An 18,993-nucleotide genomic window follows, 5' to 3' on the forward strand; every position below is an offset into this window, starting at 1 on the left:
TAGGTTATTTGCGTATAGCCAAAGCGATATTTTTGCGTATAATCCCTCTCGTTTGCTTCGTATAACCCCAATGATATGGTTTGGGGGTCTCTACCAGTTCCCGCAAAGTGCTGATTACGAAGAGTTGAGATCATCGTGGGTCTTACTCTTTGTGATAGCGTTCGATTTATTTCTATCTATACCTATTCTTAGAGTAACTGCATCCACAATACACATAAGGTGGAATATGAACGCATTTATTCAAGGTCTTCCAAAAGTAGAGCTGCACTTACATATCGAAGGTTCACTTGAGCCGGAACTCTTATTCAAATTAGCAAAACGAAACGGCATCGAGATCCCTTACTCTTCTCCGAGTGAACTACGCAGCGCATATCAGTTTACAGACTTACAATCATTTCTCGACCTCTATTACCAAGGAGCGGGAGTTCTGCGTACGGAGCAAGATTTTTACGATCTCACTTGGGAATACTTACTGCACTGTAAAGAAGACAACGTTATTCATACCGAAATCTTTTTTGACCCTCAAACACACACAGAACGCGGCATAGACTTTGACACTGTTATCAATGGAATCGCTCGTGCGCTAAAAGATGGTCACGAAAAACTTGGCATTACCTCGCAAATTATTGCGTGTTTTCTCCGTCACCTTTCAGAAGAGAGCGCCATAGAGACCCTACAGGCTATTCTGAAACACCGTGATAAGATCATTGGTGTTGGACTAGATTCTTCAGAACAAGGTCATCCGCCAGCTAAATTCAAGCGCGTATTTAAACAAGCAGTAGAAGAAGGCTTACTTACCGTTGCTCACGCAGGTGAAGAAGGCCCCGCACAAAATATTAGCGATGCAATTGAAATGCTTTACGTGAGCCGCGTGGATCACGGTGTTCGCTGTGTTGATGATGAAGCATTAGTTGAATCCTTAATCGAAAGCCAAATGCCACTGACAGTGTGTCCGTTATCGAATCTTAAGCTATGTGTATTCGACGATATGAAAGATCACAATATTGTGGATTTGCTACGAAAAGGTGTCGCTGTAACGATTAACTCAGACGATCCTGTGTACTTTGGTGGCTACATGACGGATAACTTTCTGGCCGTCAACAACGCACATCCAATGAGTAAGAGTGAACTTGCCCAATTTACAATGAACGCGATTGATGCCAGCTTTATCGATAACGAGTTAAAGGCGAAATATCGTCACCTTGTTAGCCAATACGTAAACCAGCACGAAGCTTTGCAATAAAGGCATCAGTGCCACGCCTTAGGCCAAACGCGTAGGTATTAAAACCCTACAAAAACTCTGTGGTTAACCGCATTTATAAACGCTAGACTGAGAAAGCTAAACTAGCACACAAAAAGGAATAGAATCATGATTCAACAAGGCCAAGCTCTACCAGTTGCAACTCTAAGTGAGTTGACTGCCGATGGTATGGTGAACCACGACGTTACAGAACTGTTTGCGAACAAGAAAGTCGTACTCTTTGCTGTACCTGGCGCATTCACCCCTACCTGTTCAGAAGCCCATCTACCAGGCTATGTGGTATTAGCTGATGAGCTAAAGGCAAAAGGTGTTGATTTAATTGCGTGCGTTTCTGTAAACGATGCATTTGTGATGCAAGCGTGGGGCGAAGCTCAAAACGCTTCTGAGATTTTGATGTTGGGTGATGGCGACGCTAGCTTTACTAAAGCATTAGGTCTTGAAATGGATACAGGCGGCTTTGGTGGTATTCGCTCACAACGTTACGCAATGATCATTGAAAACGGCACAGTGACTAAGCTAAACGTTGAAGAGCCAAAAGAGTTTGAAGCAAGCAAAGCAGAAACGATTTTAGCGGCGCTTTAAGCTTACTCCTAAATACAAAAACGGAAGCCATCGCTTCCGTTTTTTGTTGGTTAACGCATTCTCACAACACTCGTTTGTTGCTTACGCTGCATTTCCGCAAAAGTCAGCACAAACGGGGATGACTGCTTTACACGGCTTGGTAATGAAGAAAGCGCATTGTAGGCATCCTGCTTCGTTTTAAAATCACCAACAGTTACCGTATACCAACGCGTGCCTCGGCTGTTTTTCCAGTTAACCCAAACCGGATGCTTAGGATCGATATAGCGAATATAATCTTTCACATCTTTTTCTTGCTTTAGCGCGAGTACCTGCATCGTGTAATGGTTTGGGTTTAAATAACCATATGCATCCTGAGAGGTCATGACTCCAACACATTGGCCGCTATCGACCTCCTGCTGGTAAGGCATAGCGCAGCCCATGAGCGATAAAATCAATGTCAAAGATAAAATCTTGTGCACGTGTCACTCCATTCTTGTTCTAGTTTCTTTTCTCTCGCACCCAAAAACACAAAACGCTCTTGGTCAGGTAAAAACACACCCTTACAAGAGGGCCTGTGTTTTAACGCAACGAGTATTCCAAAAACGTAAGGCGACCACGTTGGTCGCCTTAGTAAATTGATTTAATAGAACATTAACAAGATAGAGTGATATAGACAGAAGTTCGCTACTGTTTAGAACCAGCTAGCGACCAATTGCTTAAACCAGTCTAAAATTCGCTTGAATAAACTGCCTTCCTCCACGGACTCCAATGCAACGAGCTCGGCTTCATTTACGACCTTACCGTCGACTTTGTAAAGCACTTTACCAACCACTTGTTGCTCAGAAATTGGCGCAACTAAATCACCGTTGTATTCAACTTCCGCTTGCAGATTTTTTACATCTCCTTTTGGCAAAGTGAGATAAACATCGTTAGCTACGCCGACAGTAAGCTCGTCTTTTTCGCCCATCCAAACTCGAGCTTTCGCAAGTTCCGCACCCGCCTCAGTCGGCATTACCGTATCGTAAAAGCGGAAGCCATAACTCAACAGCTGCTTGCTTTCTGATTCACGAACATTCTCACTCTTCGCTCCCATCACTACGGCAATCAAACGCATATCACCTTGTGTTGCAGAAGTCGCTAGACTATAACCCGCGCCGCTTGTATAACCAGTTTTCATGCCATCGACATTCATACTACGATCACGAAGCAAGCCATTACGGTTGTATTGAGTGATGCCATTGTAAGTAAACGAGGTTTCGCTATACAGCGGATAGATATCAGGTAAGTCACGAATAATCGCTTGGCCCAACTTGGCAATATCATAAGGTGTCGAATATAAACCGTCACTGTCTAGGCCGTGAGGGTTGGTGAATGCCGTGTTAGACAATTCAAGCTTGGCGGCCCAACTATTCATCAAACTCACAAACCCTGATTCACTTCCCGCAACATGCTCAGCAATAGCGACACTGGCATCGTTACCAGATTGAACAATCAGACCACGGTATAAGTCAGACAAAGAAACGGAAGTATTGACTTCAATAAACATTTTTGAAGAATCTGGGAAATTTTTTGCCCAAGCATTTCGGCTGATGACAACCTCATCATTCAACGTAATATTGCCTGTATTAATTTCTTGACCAGCTACATAAGCAGTCATCAACTTCGTTAAACTCGCGGGGTTTAAACGTTTGTGGGCATCACGTTCAACCAGTACTTTCCCCGTATGGAAGTCCATCAAAACATAACCACGAGAACTGAGTTCCGGCGCATTTGGCACAACTGAAGGCGCAGCATAAGCCAACGAGGATACAGCAGCGAACCCTGTAATTAACACTGTGTGTAATATAGTACTTTTTCTCATCATGACATCTTATCTTAGTAGCATTTAAGGCTTACAAACGGTACCCGAATGAATTCAAAGCGCGGGATTACCTAGTTAAAAAACGAGTATATTGAAACGGCGCTCAGTTACAGCCACCTTGTTACGATTGGTTACTTTTACTCAATGTTTGTCGAAAATAATGAGAGGTAGGTAGAGCTTTCGTCTTGAAGAATGAAACAGGAGCGAAAATAATTCCGTAACGCTATGTTTTTTTGAGAGGAGAGAAAAAGCGCGCAAGTCAATTCAGGGAGTAAGTTGGTATAGGAAAAGTAGTTGAGCTTTTATCCATATCTAAATAGGAAACAACAAAAACAACCAACAATAAGTCCAGTTAATTACTTACCAAGAGAACATATTGAAAACGCATCATAAAATTGTAATTAATTATCGATAAATTTAAAAACCTAATATTATAATTTATGTAAATTTCATTTATTATTAAATCGGAGAAAAATACAGCTTTCCTTTCTTAAAACTAAGAGACGATTTTTTCGATGTTTTTAGGTTTATCTCATCAGAGAACTTGGTATAACAGTGAGGAATAAGGCATCCGGACTTAGCGCGAAAGGATAACCCACTGTTATTTAAGTTCACACGCTGCTTTTTAATGACTAGAGACTTTAAACTGCGGTTACCTTCGGTTTGTTCGGCTATTCTTTGACGTATCCCAACCCAGTACGACTCAAACGACGACATCATACATATCCTCTTTCATGATATAAGCATTAATAATTAAACATCGCTAAAAGCTAAGCTTGTCTTAAATAAAAGTACTAGAAATTAATTTTATTTCTTCAAAACAAATCAACTCGCATATTCCACATAAATTTAGAGGTTATGTCAAATATTAATTATCATTAATTTTATTTATAATGGATATAAAATCAGTTTATAATTTTTAAATAATTTAATTATTAGAAAGCAGTATGACCAGTCCATATTTAACATGGAAATATGAGCTTTGTTTTGCATCATAATATATAAATACATTAAAGATTCATCTACGAACTAAATGCTCTTCAAGAGGTGATATAAATTAGCATTTCGAGACTAAATGAGAATAAAAATAGCGCACCGTATATGGTGCGCTATAGATTTGATTAAGGTCACTGTATAAGCATAGATAAAACTAAACTCATTTGACGTAGCTAGGCCAAGATTGCTTATGGTTTAAGTTTCAATACTTTATCAATATCTTCTGCGCTGTGGCGCTCAGGTAACTGCTCCCATTCTTCACCCCATGAACGGTTCACAATTCGACCACGTTTTACCGCTTCACGCTCATCAATTACTTTTGCCCAACGCACAACGTTTTTGTAGCTTTCTACGTCTAAGAATTCAGCCGCATCGTAAGCACGACCCAACACAAGGTTGCCGTACCATGGCCATGTTGCGATATCAGCGATGCTGTACTCATCGCCACCTAGGAATTCATTGTTCGCAAGACGCTTGTCTAATACATCTAACTGACGTTTTGCTTCCATTGTAAAGCGGTTGATTGGGTACTCGAACTTCTCTGGTGCGTACGCGTAGAAGTGACCAAAACCACCGCCTAGATATGGCGCAGAACCTTGCAGCCAGAATAACCAGTTCATTACCTCAGCACGCTTAGCGCCTTCTTTTGGTAAGAAATGATCAAACTTCTCTGCTAGATAAAACAAGATGTTGCCAGATTCAAACACGTTCACTGGCTCAGAACCCGAACGGTCAACCAATGCCGGAATTTTAGAGTTTGGGTTAACAGCCACAAAGCCAGAGCCAAACTGGTCGCCATCGCCAATCTTAATCAGGTATGCATCGTATTCTGCTGCCGTTACGCCAGCCGCCAAAAGCTCTTCAAACATGATCGTCACTTTCTGACCATTTGGGGTACCCATTGAGTAAAGTTGGAATGGGTGCTCACCAACTGGAAGCTCTTGCTCATGACGTGCGCCAGAATCCGGACGGTTGATGCTCGCCCACTGACCGCCGTTTTCATTATCGTTTGTCCAAACTTTTGGTGGAATGTATTCGTTAGCCATTGTTTTCCCTTATTGTGTTTGAATGCATCTTCAAACTGACGGGTCTTACGCGCCAGCAAGCATTATTAACATCACCTCTTCGCCAACTGCGATTAGGCATACTCAAGATATTAGGTCGAATTCGCTAAATAAAAGTCCTGCAATCTCTTTTAGTTAGAACCTTTGGTTATGGGATTTTCTTTCACGCTATAAGTAAAAACGTCGCGATAATGTGAACTAGGTTCGAGATGCCAATAACGAAGAACAGATCAGATTCAACGGCCCATCCATCATCTCCGTCTGAATCAAACTCGTATCGTGGCAACAACTGATCGAGAAAGCGAACCCGTGTAGGTAATCTGCCAATAGATCCAAACTGTCTTTCTCCACTTGCGGAGACAGTGCCAAAGGCTGAACAATGATTTGATAGCGCTCGGTAAACACTTGAGCAGGGCCATACGATGTCATGCTCAGCATGGTTTGCAATAACCCGTTGTACTCACGCAGCAGTTCAATGTAGCTAATACACAAATTTTTGAGTTCGCCTTGCCAATCTTCATTCACTTTCGGTTGATAAATTTCCTCCACCAGCGATGTGGTCAACGCTTCAAGCAACGCATTCTTGTTTTTGAAGTAGTAATAGATCGCCATAGGATCCACATTTAATTGCGTCGCTAACGAGCGAATACTTGGTACCTTGCTATCCTTTTTCATCAATGACTTAGCTGTATCTAGGATGCTTTCTGCGCTTAACTGCGACTGCTTAGCGGCTGGTCTCCCGCGTTTCTTTTCGTTGACAGACATTTGATCTTCTCGATAAACTCATACTTATTCTACATTGTAGAATTAATTTTAAACCATACTTTAGCTTGGCTCAAGCATCACCATTTTGATGAGGTACTCATGGCAAATATCGTATTTATTGCAACCAGTCTGGACGGTTACATCGCAGATAAGCAGGGCAAACTCGACTGGCTACATTCAGTACCAAATCCAGACAACATTGATACTGGTTTCTTCTCACTGATGGAGCGTATTGATGGCTTGGTAATGGGGCGCAACACCCTAGATGTCGTACTGAGCTTTGATTGCGATTGGCCATACAGCAAACCTGTGTTTGTACTCAGCAATACCATGACAGAAGTGCCACAAGGCTACGAAGACAAAGTCTTTCTAGTAAAAGGCGAGCAAAAAGATGTGCTTGCGGAGCTAAACGCAAAAGGCTTTAACGATCTTTACATCGACGGCGGAGTGACGATTCAGAACTTCCTGAAAGAAGATCTTATCGATGAAATGGTGATCACGCGCTTCCCTATCCTACTTGGCGGCGGCGCACCTCTATTTGGGGATTTAGAACAACCGCTAAACTTCAAAGTCACCAAGAATGAAGTTGTTCTGGATACCTTAGTTCAAACAACTTACGTGCGTGATAGGCAGTTAAGTTAGATAGTTAGAAAGAAAAACGCCCTTCACTAAATCAATGAAGGGCGTTTTAATGTATTCGAAACCGTTACTTAGCTGATTCAAACAAACCAGTTATACCTTTCAAAGGGAAAAGCCTTGCTTGTTCCAACCCTATCAACGTTACTTTACTAAGGTCATCAATAAAGAAACGACTGGTCATCGTGTGTTTGCCACCATTAATGAAAATCTCGATGACAGAATTGTCGATATATATATCAATCGTCTGCTTAGCGTCCAATCTTGGTGCTTTTCGAATGCTACCAAATTCTTCTGCGTACAAATGAGACATGTGACGACGGTCCAGCATAAACTCGTGCTCTGTCGCACTAAAGACGATGTTGTCACCTTTGAGGTTACTCAGCTCAAGTTCAAAGCCATCGCCCTCAAGGTCTAATTGGATCAAACAACTTGTGCTTTCCAGTGTATGGGATTGTGCAAAGACCACCTCTTCTTTTCTTAAACTCTTCAGCTCAGGGAGCGGAGCTTGAACAAGAAAACCATCTTTCAACGTTAGTTCTCTAGGAAGAGACAACATTCCTGCCCACTGGTGTGTGACCGATGGTGTATCGATTTCTGGCAACCCTATCCATGCAATAAGAATGCGACGCCCATTCTCATCTAAATAGGTTTGTGGGGCGTAGAAATCAAACCCATAATCTGGCTGCAAAATATCTTGGTGGTTTTCTAAAATCATCGACTCTAGGTTCAACTGCTCACCCACGATATACGCAACAGAATAGATGTTTTTGAAATCATAAGGATTATTACTGCTCACGCCCTGTGGAGAAAACAGCATCACCGATTGGCCATTAATCTCAAAGAAATCAGGACACTCCCACATGTACCCAAGGTCAGAAAACTTGGTCTTAATTGGACCTTTATGCAGCCACGTTTTCAAATCTTTACTTTGATAGAGCGCCATTGAACCATGCTCGGTTTTGGTTTGAGCACCCACCACCATCAAATAGTCGTCGCCTTTCTTCCAAACTTTTGGATCACGAAAGTGCTCCGTGTAATGTTCGTTCTCAATGACCACACCGTGCTTTTCAATGTTGCCGTCTGAATCCATGGTGGCAAAACATTGTGTTGGGATTCGATTCCAGTTTTGGTCACGTTTATTACCAGTAAAAAACAGCAAAGCCTTGTTGTTTTCCACCAAAGCACCGCCCGAATAGACACCATGTGAATCGTAGTCTTGGTCGGGATGAAGACCCACATCATGATCAGTAAAATGGATGAAGTCTTTAGTAGAAAGGTGGTACCAATACTTCATTCCATGGACTGGTCCCACAGGCGTCCACTGGTAAAAGATGTGGTGCTCACCATTGAAATAGCACAACCCATTTGGGTCATTTAACAGCCCAAATCTAGGGGCGATATGAAAACTAGGAAAGCCTTTATCTTGCTGACGTGAAAGTGTCATTTCTTCGATATCACACTGAGGGATTTGCTCAAGTCGGCGATATCTTTGCTCTACAGTCCAACGGTTGTTTAAGCTCATAATTTTTCTCAACTGAAATTGGATCTGGAGATCATTGCCCAATAAATTGCAGCAATTCTGTCTGGGTCGGAAGTGCGGTCATTGCGCCTTTTTGCGTCGTCGCTAATGCACCACAGCCATTTGCCCATTGAATCGCAGAGCTAACAACAGGATGATTTTTCCAATCGTCATGCTGAGACAGACATGCCAGTAGCCCTCCGACAAAAGCATCACCCGCACCTGTGGTATCAATCGGACTAACGACTTGACCTGTGATCAGCTCACTCTGACTTTCAAAGACGCGCCAAACACCTTTCGCACCTTGTGTCACCAAGACCAAAGCAATATTCAAAGCGGCTATTTGTTGTAAACCTTGCGCCATCGATGTTGAGTCAGTTAAGAACAAAAGCTCTTCTTCAGAGAACTTAACCACATCGGCCATCGCTACAGCCTTCTTCACGACAGCTTGGATTTCTGATTGATCTTGCCACACTTCATCACGCAAGTTAGGGTCAAAGCTAATGAAACCACCAGCGGCTTTTGCTCTTTTGATCGCCTCAAATGTGCTGCTTCTACTTGGCTCATTTGCCAGTGAAATTGAGCAAACGTGTAGCCAGTCACCTTGCTTAAAGTTTGGGATGTCTTCAACAGACATAAACTGATCAGCGCTCGGTTTTACCATAAACGTAAAGCTGCGCTCACCTTGCTCGTCTAAATCCACCACCACTGTTGATGTTCTTTGCTCAGGATCTTTAACGAGAAACTCCGTGCTCACGCCCTCTTGATCGAGCGTTGATTGCATGAAGCGACCAAATGGGTCATCACCTACACGTCCAAAAAACGCACTCTTACCAGATAGACGAGCAATAGCTACAGCGACATTCGCTGGTGCACCACCGGGACATTTGAGTAAAGAAGTCTCAGATTCCGGTATTAGATCGACAACAGCATCACCAGTTACCCACACTTGATTCATCTTGCTTACCTTGAAATTAAAGCCCTGATAGTCCAACGTGTTGAACACCTTCACTACCAAGTAAAAATTGAAAAAGGCTAGCCAAGCCATTAGTGCTTGGCTAGCACCCCAAACATTTAGGAAAAGAAGTGGATTTTGGGGGACTCCACCCTTAAGGAGTTCAGATTAAGCCGCTGCTTTTCTACCAACTTTAGCGCGGTCACGCATACCAAGAACAATGGTGAGAACAAATGCGGTCAAGAACGCGATCACCATACCCGCGATGTAGTATCCAATCTTCTCTGGCGTAATAGAAATGATGCCTGGAAGACCTGCTGCACCCAATGCCTGAGCTTTCACATTAAACATTGTAATGAACGCGCTCGATAACGCCGCAGCGCAAACTGCCGCAATAAATGGGTAACGTAGTTTTAGATTAACACCAAACATGGCTGGCTCTGTAATACCCAGCAAACCCGTAACACCCGATGGAATCGCAATACCTTTCATCTTCTTATCTTTGCTCATCACGCCCACCGCCAACGCTGCCGCTCCTTGAGAAACGTTAGACATCGCCGCAATAGGAAAGATAAAGGTGCCGCCCGTCGTCGCAATATCCGCAAGAAGTTGAGTTTCAATCGCAATGAAGCTGTGATGCATACCAGTAATAACAAACGGAGCATAAATAAGACCAAATACCGCACCACCAACAAAGCCAGCAGTGTTGTATAGCCAGTTCAGACCATCACCCAATAGGAAACCGATATCACGCGTGAACGGACCGACGACAGTAAACGTCAGCAAACCCGCTATGAAAATCGCCAGTAATGGCGTTAAAAGGTTGTCTAAAACAGAAGGTATGACTTTACGTAAGCCTAGCTCAACCTTCGCAAGAATGAATGCCGATACCAAAACCGGTAACACCGAACCTTGGTAACCCACTTTTTGGATTTCAAAGCCAAGAATATTCCAAACCGGAATGTTGCCAGACACAGATGCGCCGCCGAATCCCCAACCATTCAGCAAGTCAGGGTGAACCATCAACATACCTAGCGCCGCCCCTAAATATGGGTTACCGCCAAACTTCTTACTGGCTGAAAATGCCAGCAGAATAGGCAGGTAAACAAACGGCGCGTTTGCAAACGTGTTGATCATGTTCGCCAAGTCTGTCAGTCCTGGGTTGGCATCAATCAAAGATTTTCCATCAATGAACAAGCCTTGAGCAGTCAATAGGTTATAGATACCCATCAACAAACCGCCAGCGACGATTGCGGGAATGATTGGGACGAAAATATCAGACAGCCCTTTCACCGCGCGCTGAACGATGTTTTGTTTCTCTGCGCCAGCAGACGCAACGTCGTTGGTGGACATTTCACTCATACCCGTCAACTTCGCCATTTCTGCATAAACTTGGTTTACGATGCCTGATCCAAAAATGATTTGGTACTGACCCGCAACTTTGAACTGCCCTTTGACCCCTTCAAGGTTATCAATCGCTTGTTCATCTATTTTTTGCTCATCTGCAACGGCAAGGCGTAAGCGTGTCGCACAATGCGCAAGTGCGGTGATGTTGCTTTTACCACCTAATAGAGTTAACAACTCTTTTGCTACTGCCGGATAATTCATTTCATACCCCATTGGATTATTATCTGAGCTTGCGAAATTTTCGGGAACGTTTGCAAAACAGATTTTTGCCCAATAAAACCAAATGATCAAAGATAAAGCAGAGAGAATGTGAGAATGATCGTCAAATTCTCTCCCTAAGAGCAGTATAGGAGGTTAGAATCGCTACTTATCAAAGAGCTTTTCATCTTCTCTTTGCAAACAATCCCAAAAACGAAAAACAGAATGGATAGGAACAATGGCGAGTCTGCATGATGTCGCCCGTCTGGCTGGCGTATCAAAATCAACAGTGTCACGGGTTATAAACGATGAATATGGCGTAAAAGAAGCGACAAAACTGAAGGTCCGCCAAGCAGTAGCGGAGTGTGGCTATGTGCCAAACCAAGTCGCTAAAGATCTAAAATCTCAAAAGACCAATCTGGTTGGTGTCATTGTTCCTCGGGTTTCCTCTCATGCCACATCCCAAGGTGTCGATGGATTAACAGATGTCCTTGAAAAAGCAGGGAAACATGTCTTACTTGCTAGCACTCACCAAGCCCACGAAAAAGAACTGGAATACATTCAGATCTTTAACCAAAAACGGGTTGAAGGGATCATTCTTTACGCCACCCACCTCGATTCCAAGCTGGTAAAAGCAATTCAAAACTCAGCCGTTCCAGTTGTGCTCGTCGGTCAAGATGGTTCCATGTTTAATATTCCAAGCATCATTCATGATGACGCACGAGTAGGGTTTGAAGCGGGAAATAGACTGGTTGCAAAAGGTTGCCAAACCATGGGTTTTATTGGCGTGCAAGGTGACGATATCGCGGTAGATAAGCAACGCTCTGAAGGATTTGTTCAAGCGCTGCAACACCATGGTTTTGAGATCGCCTTCCATGCTCGTGGTGACTTTACCATCGATTCTGGCTATTCATTGGCAAAACAACACTTAACAAAGAACCCTAAGCTAGATGGCTTGTTCTGTGCGACAGACCGTATTGCTATCGGTGCGATGAGAGCGATTCAAGAGCTCGGGTTAACACCGGGTAAAGACGTTTTAGTGCTAGGAGTTGGTGATGATGAGCTCGCATCAGTGTGTACCCCAACCTTATCAACATTTAACTATGCATTTGATAAAGCGGGTGAAAATGGTGCGAAACTGCTACTAGATAGAATTGCCAACAGAAGTTTTGAAATGAGTAAGATGGTACTAACCTTCAAAACAATTGAGCGTCAGTCCTGTTAATGAAAAAGCGCCAACTGAAATCAGTTGGCGCTTTTCTTATTACTCTTTGTCGGTTAGATCCCTTTAGAACCAAGTTTCCATTTGCAGTGCAAACAGAACTTCACCACCATCACCCATCGTTGCAGCACCCGCATCCTGGCTAATCGAGTAGCCATTCAAGTCTTCGCTCCAATCAACGTAGCTAACTGCAAAACGTAGCTCCGGACGGTCAAAGAAACCTGCAGCGGTAGACATCTTAAGCGTTGGTGCGATTGTCGCTTTGTAAAAACTGCCACTTGCTTTATCAATCGCATTGTCTAGGTCCATGTATTGGTATGAGCCTTCATAAACCATCTCAAAGTTCTGCGTAAACTCTTGCGCTAAGCGGATGTTGAACGATGCCCACGTAAATTCATCATTTTTAGCAAAGCGATCTTGGCTGTGTTCTGCTAGCAACGCAGGTGCTACACGCCAGTTGTCGCCGATGCGTGTTACACCATAGCTGAACAAGCGTACGGCTTTTGCGTCTTCTAACAAATCTCCGTTTGAACCGATGCCTTTAAGTTCCGCACCCAGTCCATCACCCATCAAAATACCGGTTTTAGAGAAGCCTTCACTCATGCCAAAGAAGGTATCGCCATGGTAAGCAAACATCGCATGTAAACCTTTGTCCGCTGCTCCTTCTACGCGATCATTGTTATCAGCTGACGTCATGCCGCTCAGCATCAATTGCCAATTACCGAAGCGGTTGTTCATTGTCGCGATATAGTTTTCAACATCCGTTGACGAGCTATCAATCTCACCAAAATCACGACCATAGATCGAGAAGTTTGCTTTCCATGATTCGCTCATTTGGACGTCATACACACCAGCACCAGTGCCAGATAAGAAAACAATATCCGAGTCAAAGAAGTGAATGTCAAAGTTATCACGATCAAATCGTTTACCAGCCCAAAACGTCGCGTCAGCAAAAGCTCTTGATTCAGAGAACATACTCAACTTGTTTAGCTCAGCATATACCTGACGAACGTTTAATTGACTCTCGCTCGCCGTCCATTCGTTATTGGTTTCCGTACTATCTGCCAACATGATTCGGAACAATGCGCTGGAACCATCATCTGCAAAACGTTTGTGAATAAGGTTTGCTTCCACATAGTGATCATCCTCTACCCCTAATCGCCCAACTGGAGCGCCAATAGCACCAGCTGCCGTCATGTAAGGACCAGTACCCACTGCACCATTCAGATCGTCATTAATCAGTAGCCCGGAACGAGCGTAGCCGTGAAACTCAAAGCTTGAGGCTTTCTCATTTGCTTCTGTGGATGCTTTTTCTGTCTGTTCAAGTCTCTGTTCTAATTCATTAATTCGCTTTTCAAGAGCGTCAACATCTGTTGCTGCGAATACAGGTGCAGTAACCAGTCCAAGCGCTACTGCCATCGTCAAAGTGTGTAGTTTCATTTCCATAGTCTCACGTAAATTTATACTTAGGCATATTGCAAACGTTCCCAAGAAAAATCGCAAACTTATGGTGACTTTAAATGTCCATCTAAAGCTTGAATTTCAGAGCGCTCGTACTCAGAGCGTCTCTACTACTTATATCAATGAGGGCGATAATATATAAACTTTTCGGGAACGTTACCTTTAAGAGGCCATTTTGTTACTTCTATCACGTTCAATTGTGTTACTTACAGAAAAATCATTAACCAGCGCACATTTGAATTAATTGTTAGCGCTAGAGGAAGTAGTTTGAAGGTGACAGGCTACAAAGAAGGAGTTTAATGTTCATTTGAGAGAATACTCCCTCGCTTCCCTATGCTACTTGATGGTAACTCATCTCTATTTATTGATGAAAAGTAGCAGCTAAGGTTGAACGTAACTAAGAGCGAAGCGGATCTCGATACCTCATTTCAAACAACTTGAAAGGCTGTTAAGACGAGATAAACGACCTTCATTTTCTGTGAAGAGCGCTTTGTTGTTCTAATTCAAGCTAACGAAACACTTTTTTGGACAGAAGTGGGTTGGCGACTTTACTCATAGGAGCACACTTCGGATAATTTGAGTTTGGGCAAATGTTCATACCGTGGTTAGAAAAAGGGCTTGTCCAACCAACATGCCCCCTGCTAAGAAATCCTGACAGATCATTCAATGAATTCAGGATTCAAAACCTACATTCATCCCATACGCTTGAAATTCTCCCTTATTGCCTCCGCTTCTGTTTTCCACGCGTGGAACATCTGTTGACTTTCGCGGCTTTGATTAAGCATCTTCTCCACCTCCACGACTTGCTGCCTGAGCTTAATATAGTTCCCAAAAAACATTTCCTTGAACTGGACAGAATTGATCAGTGTAAGCAGTTCCTCCCGCTGCTTCTCGAAATTGCTCACCATTTTGGCGATCGCGTTCTGAAATTCGGTCTGGCGCTTATGTTCTTCCCAGCTATCCCATAGCTCAAACGCCAATCCCACTGCAGCAAGAGCCCCGTTCGCACCTTTGGCAAATTTGGTGGCACCCCAAGGCTTGAATTTAAGATACTTACCAAGATCGAACCCAACGGACTTCGCGACATTCACAATGCCATCCCGGGCGGCCAGGACAGAGTCTTTATTAATGAACTTTCCGTTCAAGACATGGTTGACTCCCTGCTTGCCCAGCGACTTGATTGTGGTATTGAAGTGACTGACCTCGTTGTCAAAGCCAATCTGCATTTTTTCGACTTCCAGCGTAATTGGCTGCACCTGACGACTGAACTCATTCTGTAACCGAGTTGCGATCACAATACCCTCAGAGCCAATTTCCCGCTCGAAGAAATCACCGAAGGTTTCGAGACTACAACCTTTCGCTTTGAGGATCAGGTCGGAAAAATATCGGACGACGAACTTCCGTAGCTCTATCCTCGCGTCTTCAATATCCCGCTCGGTAGTCGCCAGCTCAAGCTTCAAATGGCTATTAAGCTCATCCAGCTTGGTGACTTCCTGCGAGATCTTCTGGTCGTTCTCTATCGCTATCGGCAGTTGTTTGCTCAGAACATCGCGGATAACACTGGCGCGCATCTCTTCTGCAAGGACTGCTGCACCACCGTTGTTATGAATCTTCTGCGCCGTCTCTGCCTGAAGCTCAGTAATATGTGACAGCTCTTTAAACTCATCGGGGTTCTGAAGCCAGTGGTCAACGCCCAGATCAAACGGATTTGCCGCCACAGCAACTACCGATAGTTCGTTTTCTTCTTCATCGTCAAGCTCGATTGCCGCGCGAAGTCTACCAACGACGTTGTCATATTTAACTTTAAGGTTATCCCGGTAGTCATCTTCATCTTCCACATCCGCTACTTCGTCGAAGCGGCTGAGTACGAACACTGTCCTGGGCAAAAGCCCCAAGGTCCGGAACAGCCAGGCCAGATCGTCCTCGTGGCTCTCTTTGATCGGGTTTGTCGGGTTCATGACATACAGAACCAGATGTGCTTCGCTCACGTATTTCTTAGTAATGTCTTTGTATTTTTCGATAGCCTGCTTCTCGGCGTTGTACTTTTCTTTGAAGCCAAACAGACCAGGAGTATCAATAAGTACAAAGTCATCCCCCACCTCGTAGACTTTCACTTCATTAGAAGATTCACTGTGGCTGATTTTCATGCTGGACTTATCGAGCTGCTCCATCCAAGCCGCGGCAATAGACGTTTTACCCTCTGAAAAACCGCCGATGAGTGCAACCTTTAGCCGCTCGCCAGACACGGACTGTATGGCAGTCTGAAGCTTGGAACGCAACTCTTGATCGATCGGAACCCCGGCCTTTTCACCTTGCGTCAAAAACTTCGAAAGCCTATTCAACAGCTCCAGAGATTCGTTCTGCTGGCCTTTGAAAGTATTGAGAGTGTCTTTCATTTTAGTGCTCCTGTAGCTTCAATCATGCCCGACAAGGTCTTGATTTTTGTATTCGACTTTTTAATGAGGTCGGCGTGGGTCCTCGCCTTGTTCACAGGCCTGGCGAGTGCCTGTTCAATATCACTGATTGTTTTTTCCATCTCTGGGAGTCCTTGTTTGAGACTTTCTTGCAGTGAATCGCGCAATTGGCCGGTTATATTTCTGAGGTTTTCATCAGCAGCTTTTCGTTGCTGTGCTTTTTTGTAACTGGAGCTCAGAAATCCACGCACGGCCTTGTATGCACCGATTGCAATACTGGCTGCTCCCATACCAATAACTAACCAGCTCGCTGGGTTCCACCACAACAGTGCCCCACCAACGATGAGTGCCAGAAGGTTCGTCAATCGCAAACCATTGTCGATATCCAGTTTTAGGTCGAAGTCACGATCAATGTCAGCACTGGCAATCGTGGTGTAGATATCCGTCAACTCACGACTTTTATCCTCGAAACGCTTAACTATTTTCTCAGTCTCCTTTCCAAAGCGTTCAATTTCCTTCGCCATCGCCTTCTTCAACCTTTCACTCAATCGCTCCTGATGGATTTCAATTAACTGTTCCAACTTGGTTTTAAAGGCGTCATTGGTAATATCGTCGTCAATTTCTGAATACACTTTGTTCAGAACATCGCTGTTGAAGCGATCAATCAATATCTCGGTGGATGATTCGAGACGTTTCCTGAATGATGAAAAGCCACTTCTGATTTGCTTCTTCGAACTCTGCTCGCCGAGGTGGAGGTTTGACGCCAACTCTGAAATTCCCTCTCCTACCTGGTCGAGGACGATAGCTGTCTTATCAAGAGCATCCTTCACCTTGAAAAGGTTGGCCCGTTGGATCTTTTGCTGACTTCCCTCCAGCAGACTGTCCTGTATAAGGCTGATAAATGCCTCTACACCGGATAATTCGATCAGCTGGCCTGCTTCAAATTCGGATAGAGCTTTCTTGCGGCGTCTCGCGTTCTGTGAATCGGGCGCAAAATGATCTGTTGCAGCCAAGAAAGCGGGTAGTGCGGTCAAGGGACGCACGCCCTGGAAATGCGACCCGAGCTGTTCCTCCATTTTTCCTTCAAGTTCCCGTAGACTGGCGCATTCATCTTCGGAGATCAGGGGACGATCTTTCAGCGCATACTTGGGATTTATTACTTTTTTATTGAAAACACACCAGACCTCCGTCGAAGCCCCCAGGTGCATTTTTATTTTCTCGAGGGTACCTTTCCGTTGCTTCTGATCCCCCGTTTGTGGGGGTGCGGGCTGGTTCGTGACATAGAACACCGCATGGGCTGCCTGGAGGGCTTTTTCAATCTCCTCAGCGATCAGGCGTTCGGTACCTTCTATTCCTGGTACGTCGAGTAGTGCGAATTCTTGGCCAGCGACGCTTAAGTCGAATCGTTGCGTCGTTCGAGTAAAATCCGAACGGCCATCTCCTATAATTCCGCCGTCAGACAGAGCTTCAAGCTCTGGCAGGCGCTCCCTGAACTCCTGCAGTTTGTTCCTGGTTTCAGCCAACTGAATTTCCAGTCCTGTTTTCTGTTCGTTCAGGGCCGACAGCTCGCTCTCACATTCTGTTTCGGTCTTGTGCAACTGTAGTTTTTCACGCGCAATGGCCAGCTCCTCTTCCGTTTTCCGAAACAGGTGCAGAAACTTCTGCCACAAAGACGCCGTTCGTTTTTTCTCCAGTATCAGCTCACGATATTGGGTAATCTTGTTACTGGATTCCACACTTAGCTGTTCATATTTGGCAGATGTTTTTTCATATTTATCGCTGAGATCTTCAAGTTCCCGGCCGAGTAGCTCTGCCTCATGGTGGAGCCCGTCCAGTGCTTCAGCTGTCAACTCGTGTTTGCTCTGGAGTTCCCGGAACGCTTCCTGATCTTTCAGTTTGCTGGCTTCTTTCAGCAATACCCTCAGGGTCTCTATGATGGTGGATTTTCCCGCACCCGTTTCGCCATAAAACGCGATAGTGAATGTATCCCACTCGGCATTTGTCTCAAGTGCCTCCAGTTGATCCTGAAGGTTTGACCGATGTTCCTGGAGCAAAGATTGGGCCTCACGCTGAGCGCCGTTCAATTGCTCATCATCTGACTCGGTGGCCAGCTCACCGATAATGCCATCCAGTTCAGCGTTAACCCCGCGATATAGTTCACGTGGATCATCTATGTTTAATTTCATTTGATCATCTACTTTGTTTATTGCCTTCCAAGCACTACTTTGTGGCTACGATACAGGTTGCGTTCGCATCGATACTTAGAAGTTACAACCTAGCTGCGTCGGGAAATCTACAATTCACTTGATCCCAAAATGGGACAATTAAACATGCCACTTTGGAATTTTTTGCGCTTCAACCCAGCGCTGAGCTTCAGTGTAACCAACTGTTTAAAATGGTATTATCATATCTCACATAATCAAGAACAAGAAAATACGACATGATTGAGTGTTTTGACGTACATCTCATTTGGCATTAGAAAATCTATCGAAAGCTCTTGAGGTAAGACTGATTGGGTTGACTTTCTCTAACACGAAACGGGGCAAAGCCTTCTTAGAACTATTACATCCACAACGTGCCCACTACGAATGTATTCACGGGTAAAAACACCATATGTATCGCTTCAGCTAAACAGCGACCGTACACAAAGACCACAGCCAACACCGACCA

General features: G+C 44.3%; 14 protein-coding genes and 1 riboswitch. Of the genes, 4 read left to right on the top strand and 10 right to left on the bottom strand.

All coding sequences use genetic code 11. The annotated features are described in order from the left end of the window. Window positions 1-37 precede the first annotated feature (37 nt). Window positions 38-137: riboswitch (purine riboswitch) on the top strand. An 89-nt stretch (window positions 138-226) separates the two neighbouring features. Next, window positions 227-1,243: an adenosine deaminase gene (locus tag R7F67_RS08510; RefSeq protein WP_017819853.1), complete on the top strand. Its 1,017-nt coding sequence runs from the start codon at window positions 227-229 to the stop codon at window positions 1,241-1,243. A gap of 126 nt (window positions 1,244-1,369) precedes the next feature. Then, on the top strand, window positions 1,370-1,843 hold the full coding sequence (locus R7F67_RS08515) for a peroxiredoxin (protein ID WP_005373699.1): 474 nt from the start codon (window positions 1,370-1,372) through the stop codon (window positions 1,841-1,843). A 50-nt stretch (window positions 1,844-1,893) separates the two neighbouring features. Here R7F67_RS08515 and R7F67_RS08520 read toward each other — a convergent pair whose 3' ends face one another. The 4 genes from R7F67_RS08520 to R7F67_RS08535 all read right to left on the bottom strand — a co-directional run bounded on the left by R7F67_RS08520 (window position 1,894) and on the right by R7F67_RS08535 (window position 6,508). Next, the gene (locus R7F67_RS08520) at window positions 1,894-2,301 is read right to left on the bottom strand and encodes an SPOR domain-containing protein (protein ID WP_005373701.1); all 408 of its coding nucleotides are present in this window, start codon (window positions 2,299-2,301) and stop codon (window positions 1,894-1,896) included. Window positions 2,302-2,513: 212 nt separating this feature from the next. Then, window positions 2,514-3,683 (bottom strand): D-alanyl-D-alanine carboxypeptidase family protein, encoded by a 1,170-nt coding sequence (locus R7F67_RS08525; protein ID WP_017819852.1) that lies wholly within the window; start codon window positions 3,681-3,683, stop codon window positions 2,514-2,516. Window positions 3,684-4,867: 1,184 nt separating this feature from the next. Further along, window positions 4,868-5,725: a glutathione-dependent disulfide-bond oxidoreductase gene (gene yghU, locus R7F67_RS08530; protein ID WP_005373705.1), complete on the bottom strand. Its 858-nt coding sequence runs from the start codon at window positions 5,723-5,725 to the stop codon at window positions 4,868-4,870. Between the two features lie 216 nt (window positions 5,726-5,941). Then, the gene (locus R7F67_RS08535; protein ID WP_054576133.1) at window positions 5,942-6,508 is read right to left on the bottom strand and encodes a TetR/AcrR family transcriptional regulator; all 567 of its coding nucleotides are present in this window, start codon (window positions 6,506-6,508) and stop codon (window positions 5,942-5,944) included. 99 nt (window positions 6,509-6,607) lie between these two features. Between R7F67_RS08535 and R7F67_RS08540 the strand changes: the two genes are divergently transcribed. Then, the gene (locus R7F67_RS08540; RefSeq protein WP_054576134.1) at window positions 6,608-7,150 is read left to right on the top strand and encodes a dihydrofolate reductase family protein; all 543 of its coding nucleotides are present in this window, start codon (window positions 6,608-6,610) and stop codon (window positions 7,148-7,150) included. Between the two features lie 64 nt (window positions 7,151-7,214). On the opposite strand, the gene R7F67_RS08545 is transcribed toward R7F67_RS08540, so the two are convergent. The 3 genes from R7F67_RS08545 to R7F67_RS08555 form a co-directional block, all read right to left on the bottom strand. Then, entirely contained in the window at window positions 7,215-8,669 is a 1,455-nt protein-coding gene (locus R7F67_RS08545; RefSeq protein ID WP_318057150.1) for a sucrose-6-phosphate hydrolase, read from the bottom strand. 31 nt (window positions 8,670-8,700) lie between these two features. Continuing rightward, window positions 8,701-9,624, bottom strand: a complete 924-nt coding sequence (locus R7F67_RS08550) for an aminoimidazole riboside kinase (protein ID WP_158155800.1) — start codon at window positions 9,622-9,624, stop codon at window positions 8,701-8,703. 165 nt (window positions 9,625-9,789) lie between these two features. Beyond that, window positions 9,790-11,229 carry a sucrose-specific PTS transporter subunit IIBC gene (locus R7F67_RS08555; RefSeq protein ID WP_017819848.1) on the bottom strand — a complete coding sequence of 480 codons (1,440 nt, stop codon included), beginning with the start codon at window positions 11,227-11,229 and terminating at the stop codon, window positions 9,790-9,792. Between the two features lie 235 nt (window positions 11,230-11,464). Between R7F67_RS08555 and R7F67_RS08560 the strand changes: the two genes are divergently transcribed. Further along, window positions 11,465-12,451, top strand: a complete 987-nt coding sequence (locus R7F67_RS08560; RefSeq protein ID WP_005373712.1) for a LacI family DNA-binding transcriptional regulator — start codon at window positions 11,465-11,467, stop codon at window positions 12,449-12,451. A gap of 63 nt (window positions 12,452-12,514) precedes the next feature. Here R7F67_RS08560 and R7F67_RS08565 read toward each other — a convergent pair whose 3' ends face one another. The 3 genes from R7F67_RS08565 to R7F67_RS08575 form a co-directional block, all read right to left on the bottom strand. Continuing rightward, window positions 12,515-13,888 (bottom strand): carbohydrate porin, encoded by a 1,374-nt coding sequence (locus R7F67_RS08565; protein WP_042523226.1) that lies wholly within the window; start codon window positions 13,886-13,888, stop codon window positions 12,515-12,517. A gap of 713 nt (window positions 13,889-14,601) precedes the next feature. After that, the gene (locus R7F67_RS08570; RefSeq protein WP_258475575.1) at window positions 14,602-16,305 is read right to left on the bottom strand and encodes a LeoA/HP0731 family dynamin-like GTPase; all 1,704 of its coding nucleotides are present in this window, start codon (window positions 16,303-16,305) and stop codon (window positions 14,602-14,604) included. Beyond that, the gene (locus tag R7F67_RS08575; RefSeq protein ID WP_017633792.1) at window positions 16,302-18,509 is read right to left on the bottom strand and encodes an AAA family ATPase; all 2,208 of its coding nucleotides are present in this window, start codon (window positions 18,507-18,509) and stop codon (window positions 16,302-16,304) included. Before R7F67_RS08575 ends, R7F67_RS08570 begins: the two co-directional genes overlap by 4 nt. Window positions 18,510-18,993: the final 484 nt, after the last annotated feature.

It is taken from the genome of Vibrio sp. YT-17, assembly GCF_033337375.1.
Lineage (GTDB): Bacteria > Pseudomonadota > Gammaproteobacteria > Enterobacterales > Vibrionaceae > Vibrio > Vibrio alginolyticus.

Bases quoted from the DNA above. Each gene is read 5' to 3' on its own strand.
- R7F67_RS08535 (WP_054576133.1), bottom strand. From the start codon at position 6,508: ATGTCTGTCAACGAAAAGAAACGCGGGAGACCAGCCGCTAAGCAGTCG.
- R7F67_RS08510 (WP_017819853.1), top strand. From the start codon at position 227: ATGAACGCATTTATTCAAGGTCTTCCAAAAGTAGAGCTGCACTTACAT.
- R7F67_RS08570 (WP_258475575.1), bottom strand. From the start codon at position 16,305: ATGAAAGACACTCTCAATACTTTCAAAGGCCAGCAGAACGAATCTCTG.
- R7F67_RS08545 (WP_318057150.1), bottom strand. From the start codon at position 8,669: ATGAGCTTAAACAACCGTTGGACTGTAGAGCAAAGATATCGCCGACTT.
- R7F67_RS08515 (WP_005373699.1), top strand. From the start codon at position 1,370: ATGATTCAACAAGGCCAAGCTCTACCAGTTGCAACTCTAAGTGAGTTG.
- yghU (WP_005373705.1), bottom strand. From the start codon at position 5,725: ATGGCTAACGAATACATTCCACCAAAAGTTTGGACAAACGATAATGAA.
- R7F67_RS08560 (WP_005373712.1), top strand. From the start codon at position 11,465: ATGGCGAGTCTGCATGATGTCGCCCGTCTGGCTGGCGTATCAAAATCA.
- R7F67_RS08525 (WP_017819852.1), bottom strand. From the start codon at position 3,683: ATGAGAAAAAGTACTATATTACACACAGTGTTAATTACAGGGTTCGCT.
- R7F67_RS08550 (WP_158155800.1), bottom strand. From the start codon at position 9,624: ATGAATCAAGTGTGGGTAACTGGTGATGCTGTTGTCGATCTAATACCG.
- R7F67_RS08565 (WP_042523226.1), bottom strand. From the start codon at position 13,888: ATGAAACTACACACTTTGACGATGGCAGTAGCGCTTGGACTGGTTACT.
- R7F67_RS08575 (WP_017633792.1), bottom strand. From the start codon at position 18,509: ATGAAATTAAACATAGATGATCCACGTGAACTATATCGCGGGGTTAAC.
- R7F67_RS08540 (WP_054576134.1), top strand. From the start codon at position 6,608: ATGGCAAATATCGTATTTATTGCAACCAGTCTGGACGGTTACATCGCA.
- R7F67_RS08555 (WP_017819848.1), bottom strand. From the start codon at position 11,229: ATGAATTATCCGGCAGTAGCAAAAGAGTTGTTAACTCTATTAGGTGGT.